This is a genomic window from Vibrio sp. 10N.261.46.E11 (assembly GCF_041472735.1).
Lineage (GTDB): Bacteria > Pseudomonadota > Gammaproteobacteria > Enterobacterales > Vibrionaceae > Vibrio.
In genome coordinates, this window is the sequence record NZ_JBFRQW010000017.1 from 923 (window position 1) to 13,914 (window position 12,992).

Here is a 12,992-nt window from a genome sequence, read left to right on the forward strand (position 1 = left end):
GTCTCCCTCCACCATATTCTCCTTAATTGGAAAATCGAAAAGCCAACTCATTGAGTTGGCTTTTTTCGTTTCTGAGCTTTATATCTTTCTAAACACGGTCCTCAACTTCCTAAACACTAACCCGTTACAACCCAAGAAAGGCTAAGCGATCTAGCCCATTCAAACATCAGTGTTCCCATACTTCTGCATGACGCTCACAAGCCAGATAAACAGCGCAGCCTAAGCAATTGGTCGATACAAGTTCTTTGTCGGTTCACCACGTGTTAGTCATATTGGCATTGCTCCGTGAATCTAAAACTCTTCTCCCCTCCCCCCCCACAAAAAAAAAGCTCAAAGCCAATTTCCCTGCTGCGACTTATAGATACATATCATTAGACGCAAAAAAGCCCCTGCTGATTTCTCAGCAGGGGCTTTATATTATTTGGTGTCATTCCGAATAACTACATCATATTGATGTTTAGTTAAATCCTGGAATTAACCTTGAATACCAACAATTAACCAAGGTGCATTTTGAGTCGTTAGGTCACGCTCTAAGTGCCAGATATCAGTGATATCTTCTTCAATGCCGTCTGCGGTGTCACGGTAGCGACCGCTAAACTGAAGGCTTAGCTGTGCTTTACTACCATCGTGATCTGCGCGAACGATTTCAGCATCAACGTACATTACGTCTGTGTGCTGATCACCGTCTAGCTTGTTACGCTCAGCTTTTAGGTCTTCAAATAGGCTTGGAGATACGTATTCTTCAATCGTATTTAGCTCGTTGTGATTCCATGCACCTTGCAGTGTACGGTAGTGCTCACGAGAACCGTTGATGAATGCCGCTTGATCAAAACCTGGTGGGTAGTTATGTGGAACATCGCTTTGTGCACCAAAACCGAAACCACCAGCGCTATTTTGCGAATGAGGTTGTGATTGAGGCTGTGCTTGCTCGAAGTTATGAACATTTGGTTGTTGCTTAGGTTGTTCAAACTTGTTCTGACCCATGCCGCCGAATGCTGGCTGTTGGCCACGTGCATTCTGCTGATTCATTGAGCCCTGCTTCGCGCCCAACATTCCGCGTAGGAATTTAAATGCTAGGAAAGCAATCAGACCCATGATTAAAATATCCATGAACTGGATACCTTCAAATGCGCCACCAAAGAATGCAGCTAAAAGACCACCAGCAAGTAAACCACCTAGCAGACCGCCCATAAGGCCTTTCTTGCTAGAGTTAGCTGCTGCTGTTTTCTTGCCAGTTTGCTCTTGTCGGATCGAATTTGTGTTTTGTTGTTTTGGTGCTGGAGCCGTTTTAAAGCTTTTGCCAAATGACTTACCACCACCAAACTTTTTCGCTTCCGCGATTGGCGTCACCGCGACTGTTACCAACAGGATCGCGACTAGTGAGAAAAATCGTTTCATTATTATCCTTTATAGGTTTTTTTATCTTTCGACACCTTAATCATACTCGTTAACAAAGAACAATGAAATATTCACGACGTTTACACATGTATCATAATATTGCGGCTATTAATTGATTACTAAACTAGCGAAGGGATTGACGGCACTCTGGGGCAGCATTAAAATATCGAACGATGTTCATTTAATAGAAAGTACTCATGGCAAGACGAAACGATCATACTCGCGAACAATTAGTGCAATTAACCTTAAAGACGGTAACCGACTTCTTAGAAGAGCACTCTTATCACGAGCTAAGTCTACGTAAAATTGCCAATATGATTGGTTATGTCCCTAGCACCTTGGTGAATGTATTTGGTAACTACAACCTACTCCTTTTACACGTTGTTGCTCAAACATTAGATGAACTGTCGTCCCTATCTGCTTCTGCGGTTGAACAATCGAGCAACCCTCAACAGGCTCTTTTCAATCTTGCATACTGCTATCACGATTTTGCACAAAAACACCCTCACCGTTGGCAGCTTATCTTTGAGCACAACATGAATGGTGAAAACCTTCCCGAATGGCAATCGAACCGTATTGATAGAATGACAGGTATGTTAGAGCAATTGCTGGTAGCTATTGCGCCTGAACACACAGAAAGCGAAGTCATTAAAGCCAGCCGTGTATTATGGTCTGGAGTACATGGAATTACTCTACTTAGCGTTGATGATAAATTTTTCGCCTCTGAACCTATCGATGGTAAAGAGTTGATCAATAACCTAATCTCAAACTACTTAACCAACTGGTAATCATCCAAGGAAAGACAATGAACAACAGCAGCCAATCTTCGCTGTTAACGCAAAAAAGGTTCCTACCCTACTTTATTACTCAATTTCTAGGCGCCTTTAATGACAACATATTCAAAAATGTTCTGTTACTGTTTGTTGCTTTCGCAAGCTTAGACACGCTGCCTATTTCCAGTAATCTATTCATTAACTTGGCCGCTGGCCTCTTTATCCTGCCCTTCTTCCTGTTTTCTGCTTTGGCCGGCGTACTAGCTGATAAATACGAAAAGTCTTGGTTTATACGTAAAGTTAAGCTCCTTGAAGTGGCGATTATGTCACTGGGCGCGATCGGGTTTATCTACGAAAGCTACGGGATACTACTGCTACTTCTGTTCCTAATGGGAACGCAAAGTGCCTTCTTTGGCCCGGTGAAATACGCACTGCTTCCACAACAATTAGAAACAAAAGAACTGGTATCTGGTAATGCTCTTGTTGAGACAGGTACATTCTTAGCCATCCTGATTGGTACTCTAGGCGCAGGCATCATTGCATCTGAAGAAAGCGCGAAGCTCATTGCTGCGGTATGTATTGTTTCTTTCGCCGTGCTTGGCTATGTATCAAGCTGCTTTATTCCACAAGCGCCAAGTAACGCACCAGATCTGAAAGTGAAGTGGCAGCCAGTAAAGCTAACCCGCGCGACACTGGCGATTGCCAAAAAAGATCGCCCAACGTTTCAAGCACTGATGTCTATCAGCTGGTTCTGGTTCCTTGGCGCTGCTTATCTAACTCAGTTTCCAAACTTCACAAAGCTCCACTTGAACGGCACTGAAAGCTCGGTTGCCTTTTTGTTAGCTCTTTTCTCGGTCGGTATTGCGATAGGTTCTTTGGCTTGTGATAAGTTGTCAAATCACAGAATTGAAATCGGCATCGTACCAATGGGTAGCCTAGGTATGTCGATTTTTGGGCTATTGATGGCGATATCCATTCCTGTGTCCTTGCCTGAATTTACCTCTTTCCACCAATTCGTGACGTATTCAGAGCTGTGGCCGCTGTTTGCTTATCTTCTGCTGTTGGGTATCTCTGGCGGTATTTTCATTGTTCCTCTGTATTCTATGATGCAGTTTCGAGCGAAACCAGATGAACGCGCTCAAGTGATTGCCGGGCTCAACATTTACAATTCACTATTCATGGTGGGAAGCGCAGTTTTAGGTATTGTTTGCCTGAGTGTTCTCGATCTTTCTATTCCACAGCTGTTTGTGTTACTCGCGATAGGGAATACTTTAGTTATGCTGTACCTGTTTTATCAGGTGCCTATCTACGCTTTTCGTTTCTTTACATGGGTGGTCACTCACACCATGTACCGAGTTAAGCACAAGAACTTACACCATCTTCCAGAGAATGGCGGCGCATTGATCGTTTGCAACCATGTGAGTTATATGGATGCACTGCTTCTGAGTGCTGTTTGCCCTCGCTTGATTCGGTTTGTGATGGAAGAGGATTACGCCAAACTTCCTCCACTACGTCGATTCTTAAAAAGAGCAGGAGTTATTCCAATCTCCGCAACCAACCGAAACTCGATTAGAAACGCTTTCAAAGAAGTTGAACGTGCCCTAGATGAAGGGCACATCGTGTGTATTTTCCCTGAAGGCAAGCTAACCGCTGATGGCGAAGTAGCCGAATTCATGCGTGGCATGGAGCTGATTATCAAACGATCTCCTGTACCTGTGATTCCAATGGCACTTAAAGGGTTATGGGGCAGTTACTTCAGTCGTTATAAAGGTCAAGCTTTCAAGGGACTACCCACCCGTTTCAGGGCCAAGTTAGAGATAGAAGCTGCCGAACCTATGCTTGCCAAAGAAGCTTCGTGCGACACTCTTCGACAGTCAGTCTCTGATCTTCGCGGCTCACTACGCTAAATAACCAAGCCTTTATTCATATCAGCTGAACAAACGTTTAATTTTACTTAACGTTTGTTCAATTCATTTAGACTTACTTACCATCTAATTAAACGTATAGTGCTCTCATTACAATAACGTCAAACAAGACTCTAAAAACAATGAATCTAAAAAAGTCTGTTCCATTTTATCTTGCTGCTCTGTTTTGCTTAACCCCATGGGTGAGTTCACCGACGGCACTCGTGATCGGCTTCCTTCTTGCGAGCTTAGGTTTAGTCCCTGAGCATCTAGAAGTGGGCAAACTCACCAAAAAGCTACTGGCCTATTCTATTGTCGGCTTAGGTTTTGGCATTCAGTTTGAGAAAGCATTAGCGGTAACAGGCGATGGTATTGGCCTCATTGTAACGACGATTATTGGTACTTTAATCATTGGTTGGTTCTTAGCTAAACGCATGGGATTAGATCGCACCACGGGTTACCTTATCTCTTCTGGTACCGCAATTTGTGGTGGTAGCGCCATTGCCGCCGTTGCACCGGCCATCAAAGCTGATGATGAACAGATTGGCTTGGCGTTAGCCACTGTATTTGTGTTGAACTCGGTCGCCCTTTTCTTGTTCCCAATGATTGGCCATGCACTAGAGTTAAGCCAACAAACTTTCGGAACATGGGCTGCCATCGCGATTCATGATACCTCCTCTGTAGTCGGCGCAGCATCAGCATATGGCGAAGAAGCACTGACCACAGCAACCACATTGAAGCTCGCTCGCGCACTTTGGATTATCCCAATCGCGTTAGTCAGCGCAATGATCTTCAAGAACGATCAAAAGAAGATTACGATTCCTTACTTCATTTTCTTCTACTGCGCTGCTATTGCTGTTAGTGACTTATTGCCACAATTTGAGATGGTCTATCAAGGTATCTTTGATGTGTCTAAGCGTGCATTGGTGGTGTGTCTATTCTTGATTGGTTGCGGCATTTCAGTAGAGAAGCTTAAAGCCGCAGGGCCGAAGCCATTGATGTTTGGTATTACAATGTGGACGATGATTTCGACAGGCTCATTAGCGTGGTTAACTCTCGCTTAATCCGCCTAATTACACCTAATACGTAAAGAAACGCTTTAGGTGGTGTTTGGTTACCTAGACACTCAGATTAACGAGCAACAAAACAAAAAGGCAAAGCTCTAATGGACTTTGCCTTTATCGTTTGTGGTAAGGGTATTCTTTGTTGCAACAATCACGAATCAAACAGGGGCTTATCACTCTTCTTGCTCTCTCTTTTCATTAAAACAAGTACCACAACCAGCACAAATGCAGTAAGTTCAGCCAATGAACGAGTCAGTCCTGACGAAACGAGCGCTTGGCCTATCTGCAGCAAAACCGCAATGATAAGGGCAATTTTCATTATAAAACCTTATTCTACAATCCGTTGTTTATTGGGCTTATTATGATGGATGGTTATAAAGATAATAAATTCTGTTTTGAACTATCTAATTGCTAAATTAACTAACCGTCTTCCAATCTAGCAAGCGACGAACAACTTCCAGAACAGTACGACTTTCTAGCTCCTATGATGAAACAGCCAAGATGCTAAGCCTGCTCTCGATACCTTGATGCCCAATTGTTCTTGCTCTGGCATCTGATAATATTCGATAGGAAGTTTGAATCGCTCTAGGCTCCCTTGTAACTGTTCTGCAAACCACTCTTTGGTAGGCAGATCAGCACAGTCCACAATAGCAACTGGCCTAAAACCAAATTCGCTGTCTTCAACGGGTACGATAAAGGCTTGCTTAACCTCGGGCAGCTGATTGAGTGCACGCTCAATTTCTTCACAGTGGATATTCTCACCGCCAGAAATAAACTGGTTATCCGCTCGGCCAATAATCGACACTTGTTCGCCATCCCATTGCCCAAGATCTTTACTATCAAACCAGTCATTCTCATCCACTAATGGGGTTAAAGTACCTTGATAATAGTAACCAGAAGCAAGCGTATTGCCGCCAATAAAGATACGTTGTTCTTCAATTTTTAACTGGCGTTGGTCGAGAACAAAGCCTGCCGTTTTGGTACTATCGACGGGCTTGGCAGTCACAGTCGAAGCGGCTTCTGTCATGCCGTAGCCGAGCCAAGTTTCAATACCCATTTTCTGAGCTTCAAGCCCTAGCGCTTCAGGGATATGACTACCACCAAGCAGCACATGAGTTAAAGTAAGTGCATGCTTACTCTTTAATAACCGCTGCAACTGAGTAGCAACCAACGAGGCATGACTGCAACCTTCGATATCGGTTTCGAGCTTACCTTGACCTATTTTGATACAACCACCAGCAGCTAACCAACGATGGACAATCGCTAATCCCGATACGTGGTACATCGGCAAGCTAAGTAGCCATGTATCCGCTTGTTCAAAGCGAAAAGCATCAAGTAAGCCCTGAGCTGAACATAAGTGTTGTTGCAACGTGTGCGCCACCGCTTTTGGGTTTCCGGTGGAGCCCGAAGTGAAGACGATGCTTGCGAGGTTTTGAGGATTGAAACTAGAAGATTCTGATGTTGCTATTGGTTTGCCACCAGCATCGACCTTAAATTCGTTCAAGCGAGGCAATGTAAGTAACTGAGTGTTTGGCTCTGCAACGTCAGACAGATCTAAACCGCTACTTTCTAACGACCATAGATAGCGTCTATCCGACGGTCTATAAAGCGATTCAAGCTTTTGCGTTAAACGAGCTTTCGGCTGAGGCATCGTAAACGCACAAACCACACCCAAATTGAGTGCGGCAAGGTAAACAGGGATCACTTCAGCTTGATTCTTACCAACAATCGTCAGTACATCACCTTCAGATAGGCCTTGATGAGATAGCTGTTGTTGGTAATCACTCACTAACGCCACAACTTGCAGCCAAGTATAAGCGCGATTAGGAGTGACTAACGCTGTTTGATGTGGGTTTTGCTGCGCCCACTGTTCCCAAAGTGGGTGATAATTAGATTGTGGGCGCATCATAAGATAACCAAGTTAAAGATTGAAAAGTGTCTAAGCCAATCAAACGAACAGCCTAAGAAGACCAAATCAATTGCTGCTGTTCAAGGGTAGAAACCGGAAGCTGACAACCCGGCCATGAAACTTCCAACTGTTGCTGATACAAGCCAATCGTATCCAGCCCTGGAACTTCATTAGGTAAGTATTGTTGTGCCAATCGCGCAATCTGAGTTAAGCCAAGGCTCGACTCAATACTTGAGCTTAAAACAGGCTTAATACCAAGTTGCTGTGCACGCTCAATGATAGCAACACAACGTTCTACCGAGCCAATCAAGGTAGGTTTAATCACTACCGCTTTAACACCTGTTAAGTCGCTTAAATCAAACTCTGGATTACGCACTGCCTCTTGCAGGGTTTCATCCCACGCAATCGCTACACCGTGGTCAATTGCGAATGCCAAGCTATCTTCTGGCTTTTGGCAAGGCTCTTCAATAAAGCTAATGCGCTGACGCAGTGACGGCGAAATGTACTTAATGAACTGCTTGGCTTTTTCTAGTTTCCACGCACGGTTAGCATCAAGTCTTAGGGTCAAATCCGGAATCGACTCAAGGAATAAGCTTACCAGCATGCCATCACGGATCGCTTCATAAAGGCCAACTTTTACCTTAGCAACCTTCTCGCCTTCCATCTCATTGAGCACAGGGATCAACTCATCTGGATCGCCAGTACACAAAGGCGCAGCTTGATAGTTACCTTCAGCGTTGAGTTCACCTCGTAATTCCATCATCGCCATCGAAAAACCAAATGCGACAGAAGGATATAACTCATCAAAAGACGTTTGAGGGTTATTGTGGCTCCAAAGCTCTAATTCGTGTTGCAGCTGAATGCCCGCTTGTTCGGCATCTTCTTGGCTAAAACCCGGCAAAGGCGCAACTTCGCCAAAACCAGTTTTACCATCACACTCAAGTTGGATGATATAGCCAACGCGTTCGTTCAACTTATTGTCACGTAGCACCACACCGCTATCCATAGGTAATTGATAACGGTAGAGTTTAGCGTGACGCTGAGAATTCACTGAGTTCATAAAGTTTCCTAAAAAACGGGGAACATCAAAACAAAACGAGCCGCTATTAGCGACTCATTTTAAAGAAGAGAAAGGCTATGGGTTACGCGGGAACTTGTCGAAGTCCGGTCGACGTTTCTCGTTGAATGCGTTGCGGCCTTCTTGGCCTTCCTCTGTCATGTAGAACATCATGGTTGCATTACCCGCCAACTCTTGAAGACCAGCTTGGCCGTCACAGTCTGCGTTTAATGCGGCTTTCAAGCAACGCAGCGCCATTGGGCTATGTTGAAGAACTTCACGACACCAACGAACCGTTTCTTTTTCTAGGTCAGCAACAGGCACGACTGTGTTTACTAGCCCCATGTCCAATGCTTCTTGAGCATCGTAGAAACGACACAGGAACCAAATTTCACGTGCTTTCTTTTGACCAACGATACGAGCCATGTAAGAAGCCCCCCAACCGCCATCGAATGAACCCACTTTAGGACCCGTCTGACCGAACTGCGCGTTTTCAGCGGCAATAGTCAGGTCTGCCATCATGTGAAGTACATGACCGCCACCCACTGCCCAGCCAGATACCGCTGCGATAACCGGTTTTGGACAAGTACGAATTTGGCGTTGGAAATCAAGTACGTTCAAGTGGTGAGTACCTGAATCATCTTGATAGCCGCCGTAGTCACCACGGATACTTTGGTCACCACCAGAACAGAACGCCTTCTCACCAAGACCCGTCAAAATGATCACGCCTACTTTCTCGTCGTAACGAGCGTCAGCCAGTGCATTGATCATCTCTTTTACAGTTTGTGGACGGAACGCATTGTGCACTTGAGGACGCGCAATCGTGATTTTCGCAATACCATCGTCAGACTTATGGTATTGAATATCTTCAAATTGACTGCTTTCATCGCGCCAGTTAACGGCTGCGTAAAGTTCTTCTTCTGTGATGCCTACTGTTTTAGCCATGGTGATTCCCATTGTTCTATTAGATACCACGACTAACGAATAGTCGTGACGGTGTTGCTCTGCTTTTGATAGTGCTTGATACGAAAGAATCGCTCAGTCAGATTAACGACGACTGGCGATACATTGAATTATCAGGTTGGAAAACAGCTCTGGTTGCTCGAAATGAACATTATGACCAGCGTGATCGACCTGACTATATTCAAAACCACTATTCTCAGCTAGCTCCATGAATTTACGATCTTTTTCTCCACATACATAATGCAATAAATGCTCATGAGATTTCAATGTGGCACGTAAATCTGGTTGCTTAGCTAACGAAGTAGATAACAACATATTTGCTACGGATACTCCAAGGTTACCACTACGCTTTATGACCAAAGTTTGTCTTTGCTCATGATTTAGTGAAGAAAAGATGCTTTGTTGATACCAATCGCCTAAAACATCTTCAATCGACTGCTGTGCAAAGCGAACTGCCCACTGCGTATCATGTACTAACCTTTGTGCTCTCTCTTCATCGCACTCCAAACCAAAGTTACCACCTTCAATGATGACTTTCTCTAGGTTAAGCGTCTCGAAGCAAGAGCTTGTCACCCCATACATAGCAAGCCTCCCCCCCATAGAGTAGCCGATCACCACAATAGGATAATCATCAGGAAGGTTGTTGAACGCCAGTTGAGAAGTGATGCACTGGACAATTTTATTGCAGCAATGGTCAAAGCCTACCGGATCAGTAAAGCGGCTTTGTCCGTGTCCGGGCAAATCTATGCAAAGACGAGGAAAATCCTCGAGGAATGGATGACATGCACTCCAATCATCCCCGCTTCCGAGTAAACCATGTAAAAAAACAAGCAAAGGTTTGTCAGAAGATTCTTGTACAGCTGGGTAATAATTGGAGTAAAGCATGTAAAGTCCTTAGGCTAATGCCTCGATGAGCATTGAACTGAATTGTTTTAGCAGGGTCGACGCTTGTTCGGGAGGCGTCTTAACTTCCACGAGCAAGGTACCCTGACCCTGTTCGAAATGTTGTTCGACAATGGTTTGGTAGCCGTTCAAGGTTTCTGGCGCAGCGTATCCCAGCTGGAATTGCGCTGCAGCATGTTCAAAGCTGAAACCATGAGGCATTTGATAAAGTGACCGTTTTTGTTGCTCAGGAACCGGCAACAAGTCAAAGATCGCACCGCCATCATTGTTGGTCACAACAATAACCATCGGCGTTACATTGTGAGTCAGCAGAGCCAGCGAGTTGAGGTCGTACAGTAGAGAAGTATCACCGATTAACATCATCAAAGGATTCTGGTTGGCTTTCATCACGCCCGCTGCCGTCGCCACCAAGCCATCAATGCCCGATGCGCCACGATTACTGTAAACTTGATTCGCAGATATTGATGACAGCATATCCACCAGCCTTACCATCAAGCTGTTTCCCACAAACAACTCTCTGTCTTTAAGTCTAGTCGACAAATCAACTGCAACGCTCAACTCGGTCAGCTGGTCATTATTGGATATTTGCGCCAACGCCAATTGTTGAACAGTATTTGCGACCTCGATTAAAGGCGTCGCCCAACCAGAATGTTCGCCTAACAAAATTGGCAAGTGTTGCTCGGTGATCCATGACTCGATATCAGCAACGATATGGGTTTGAGGCAGATGATCTTGGTTGATACGGTGCGTATCTGGTGACACAACAATGTATTGTGATGAGCAGAATGATGAAGCTTGCGACTTTATCCAATGATTAAGGCGCTTAGAAACAATACGCTCACCGAACTGAAGTATGAAATCACATTGATTGAGTTGCGCTTTAGCTACGTCACTCTGCATCCAAAGATCATAATGCTTCCAATCACTTGTGACACCTGATTGAGGGTCGCAAAAAACTGGCCACCCTAATGCAGTAGCAAACTGCTGAGCTTTTTTCGCTTGTTCAATATCTAGCGAACCGAGAATAACCACACCCTTACGTCCAAGATACTCACCTAGAGCAATCGGTTGTGTATTCACTTGATTAGGTAAAAACGTTTGGCTGTAACAACCTGTTCCCGACTTCCACCCAGAGATACTGGATGTGTATTCTGCATACATTTCCGCACTATTCACAGAATATAGAGGCTCTGGGAACGGACAGTTGATATGAATCGCACCACCAACATTGCGTTGTTTCGCCAACGCGTTATCAACGGATGTCAGAAGCCAATTCAATGAAATCTGTGTGGTTGGACTTGGTAGATTTAAAGCACTTTCAACATGGGAAGAAAAGATACCCTGTTGCTGAATCGCTTGGTTAGCACCACAGTCGACTAAATCGATAGGTCGATCTGAGGTCAGCAAGATTAGCTTCTCTCGTGTTAAACCAGACTCAGCGGTCGCTGGCAGAAGGTTTGCGACAGCAGTCCCTGAAGTCACAATCACCACTACGGGTTTGTTGCTCGCCTTCGCTAAACCTAAAGCAAGAAAGCCAAGCCCGCGCTCATCAAAGTGCGTGTGTAAGGTGAGCTTAGAGTTAGCTTCGGCTTCCAGTGTTAATGGTGTTGAGCGAGAACCCGGTGCAACACAAACATGTTCAACACCACTGCGGGCTAACTCTTCAAGTAATGTGTGACACCAAACTCTATTTAATACGGCTTGGTCGTGGTTCATGACGCCACACCCAATGGTGGGTGATCTGAAATTAAGCTGAGCAGAGTCGACATTTTCTTATTCAACTCTTGCCACTCATGTTCAGCAACCGATCCCGGTACGATCCCGGCACCCGCAAACAGTTGTACTTGATCGTTTACAATCAAGGCACTTCGAATCGCGACACAGAATTCAGCGCGTTGATGGCTAATATAGCCAACAGAGCCTGCATACCAACCTCTCGCAAACGGTTCATGTTCAAGTATGAAATCCATCGCTTCTTTACGAGGCAGTCCCGCAACGGCAGCTGTTGGCTGTAATGAAGCCAGTAGCTGGACACCATTAACACCAGTATTGAGTTGAGCATGAATATTACGCTTAAGATGCTGCACCTTACGCAAGCGTACAAGACGTGTATCCTTTTCAACATGGACCGTTTGAGAATGAGGAGTGAGACGCTCAATGATATCGTCAACCACATATTGGTTTTCATTGAGGTTTTTACTGTCTTGAGAAAGCCAGTTGGCTAACTCCATATCTTCTGTCGCGTTTTCTCCTCGACCAATGGTTCCAGCAAGCGCTTCAGTATCAAGCTCAGTGCCATATCGACTGTACAAACGCTCTGGCGTTGAGCCGATAAAGCTGTGTTTGGAATCCAATACCAACATAAAGTGAAAGCTGTGATGGTTTTGCAGGTAACTGGCCTTAAGCAACTGAGCCGCGCAGATTGGCGCATCGAGTTGCAATGTGGTTCTACGCGCTAAAACGACTTTTTTGTACTCTTCGTCGCTAATGCCTTTCAGCACTTTATCGACAAGGTTGCCCCACTGCTCTCGTTCTGGAACGTGGTTAATCTGCTCAATGTGCGCCGACAAAGGGGCCAATATCGCCGCTTCAACAGAAAGCTTGTTCAAAGTATTAATAGAAGCAACACGATCAGGAGACAAATTAACGGCTAGTGACCATGTATTGTCAAAGCGGATCAATTCAACCTGAGGAAGGAAAAAAAACGATTCCATACAACGATGGTTCTTTGCTGTATGTCCATCAAACGAACGTCCGCCCCAAATTCGTTGGTCTTCGCCAAGAATAGCGTACGCCGGAGCGGGATCGGAGAAAGTATGCAGTTGACCGAGCGCAACAACCTCTTCACGAGTGTCGCGAGACTGCCAGTAGAACTTAGGAAAGAGCGGTTGAGCATGAAGCCATTCAATAAATGCAAACGATGGTTTTTGCGTTAGAACTTCAACACAACGAACTTCACTTGCTTGGGCATTTTGTACTCGCTCAATCAAAGCGGAGATAGTTTGCTGGAAATGTGACAAA

11 protein-coding genes are annotated in these 12,992 nt (G+C 45.0%); 3 read left to right on the forward strand and 8 right to left on the reverse strand.

Features of this window, described 5'->3' with window-relative positions; all coding sequences use genetic code 11:
- Window positions 1-474: 474 nt before the first annotated feature.
- Entirely contained in the window at window positions 475-1,398 is a 924-nt protein-coding gene (locus AB4407_RS05290) for a Tim44 domain-containing protein (RefSeq protein WP_372119362.1), read from the reverse strand.
- Between the two features lie 197 nt (window positions 1,399-1,595).
- Here AB4407_RS05290 and AB4407_RS05295 point away from each other — a divergent pair, with 197 nt between their 5' ends.
- The 3 genes from AB4407_RS05295 (at window position 1,596) to AB4407_RS05305 (ending at window position 5,139) form a co-directional block, all read left to right on the forward strand.
- Entirely contained in the window at window positions 1,596-2,186 is a 591-nt protein-coding gene (locus tag AB4407_RS05295; RefSeq protein ID WP_372119364.1) for a TetR/AcrR family transcriptional regulator, read from the forward strand.
- Between the two features lie 17 nt (window positions 2,187-2,203).
- On the forward strand, window positions 2,204-4,078 hold the full coding sequence (locus tag AB4407_RS05300; protein WP_372119366.1) for an MFS transporter: 1,875 nt from the start codon (window positions 2,204-2,206) through the stop codon (window positions 4,076-4,078).
- Between the two features lie 140 nt (window positions 4,079-4,218).
- Entirely contained in the window at window positions 4,219-5,139 is a 921-nt protein-coding gene (locus tag AB4407_RS05305; protein ID WP_372119368.1) for a YeiH family protein, read from the forward strand.
- A 151-nt stretch (window positions 5,140-5,290) separates the two neighbouring features.
- Here the strand turns inward: AB4407_RS05305 and AB4407_RS05310 are convergent, their stop codons facing one another.
- The 7 genes from AB4407_RS05310 to AB4407_RS05340 form a co-directional block, all read right to left on the reverse strand.
- Window positions 5,291-5,458, reverse strand: coding sequence for a hypothetical protein (locus tag AB4407_RS05310; protein WP_181360008.1), 168 nt, complete (start codon window positions 5,456-5,458; stop codon window positions 5,291-5,293).
- A gap of 156 nt (window positions 5,459-5,614) precedes the next feature.
- Window positions 5,615-7,048, reverse strand: a complete 1,434-nt coding sequence (menE, locus tag AB4407_RS05315; protein ID WP_372119370.1) for an o-succinylbenzoate--CoA ligase — start codon at window positions 7,046-7,048, stop codon at window positions 5,615-5,617.
- A 52-nt stretch (window positions 7,049-7,100) separates the two neighbouring features.
- A complete protein-coding gene (menC, locus tag AB4407_RS05320; protein WP_372119372.1) occupies window positions 7,101-8,108 on the reverse strand; it encodes an o-succinylbenzoate synthase in 1,008 nt (335 codons plus the stop codon).
- A 75-nt stretch (window positions 8,109-8,183) separates the two neighbouring features.
- Window positions 8,184-9,050, reverse strand: a complete 867-nt coding sequence (gene menB / locus AB4407_RS05325) for a 1,4-dihydroxy-2-naphthoyl-CoA synthase (RefSeq protein WP_010439547.1) — start codon at window positions 9,048-9,050, stop codon at window positions 8,184-8,186.
- A 102-nt stretch (window positions 9,051-9,152) separates the two neighbouring features.
- The gene (gene menH, locus AB4407_RS05330) at window positions 9,153-9,953 is read right to left on the reverse strand and encodes a 2-succinyl-6-hydroxy-2,4-cyclohexadiene-1-carboxylate synthase (protein WP_372119374.1); all 801 of its coding nucleotides are present in this window, start codon (window positions 9,951-9,953) and stop codon (window positions 9,153-9,155) included.
- 9 nt (window positions 9,954-9,962) lie between these two features.
- Window positions 9,963-11,687, reverse strand: coding sequence for a 2-succinyl-5-enolpyruvyl-6-hydroxy-3-cyclohexene-1-carboxylic-acid synthase (gene menD / locus AB4407_RS05335; protein WP_372119376.1), 1,725 nt, complete (start codon window positions 11,685-11,687; stop codon window positions 9,963-9,965).
- Entirely contained in the window at window positions 11,684-12,991 is a 1,308-nt protein-coding gene (locus tag AB4407_RS05340; RefSeq protein ID WP_372119378.1) for an isochorismate synthase MenF, read from the reverse strand. Before AB4407_RS05340 ends, menD begins: the two co-directional genes overlap by 4 nt.
- Between the last annotated feature and the right edge of the window lies 1 nt (window position 12,992).

Excerpts from the sequence above, each read along its gene's own strand:
- menB (WP_010439547.1), bottom strand. The coding sequence starts at position 9,050 with ATGGCTAAAACAGTAGGCATCACAGAAGAAGAACTTTACGCAGCCGTT.
- AB4407_RS05290 (WP_372119362.1), bottom strand. The coding sequence starts at position 1,398 with ATGAAACGATTTTTCTCACTAGTCGCGATCCTGTTGGTAACAGTCGCG.
- menE (WP_372119370.1), bottom strand. The coding sequence starts at position 7,048 with ATGATGCGCCCACAATCTAATTATCACCCACTTTGGGAACAGTGGGCG.
- AB4407_RS05295 (WP_372119364.1), top strand. The coding sequence starts at position 1,596 with ATGGCAAGACGAAACGATCATACTCGCGAACAATTAGTGCAATTAACC.
- menD (WP_372119376.1), bottom strand. The coding sequence starts at position 11,687 with ATGAACCACGACCAAGCCGTATTAAATAGAGTTTGGTGTCACACATTA.
- AB4407_RS05305 (WP_372119368.1), top strand. The coding sequence starts at position 4,219 with ATGAATCTAAAAAAGTCTGTTCCATTTTATCTTGCTGCTCTGTTTTGC.
- AB4407_RS05310 (WP_181360008.1), bottom strand. The coding sequence starts at position 5,458 with ATGAAAATTGCCCTTATCATTGCGGTTTTGCTGCAGATAGGCCAAGCG.
- AB4407_RS05300 (WP_372119366.1), top strand. The coding sequence starts at position 2,204 with ATGAACAACAGCAGCCAATCTTCGCTGTTAACGCAAAAAAGGTTCCTA.
- menH (WP_372119374.1), bottom strand. The coding sequence starts at position 9,953 with ATGCTTTACTCCAATTATTACCCAGCTGTACAAGAATCTTCTGACAAA.
- menC (WP_372119372.1), bottom strand. The coding sequence starts at position 8,108 with ATGAACTCAGTGAATTCTCAGCGTCACGCTAAACTCTACCGTTATCAA.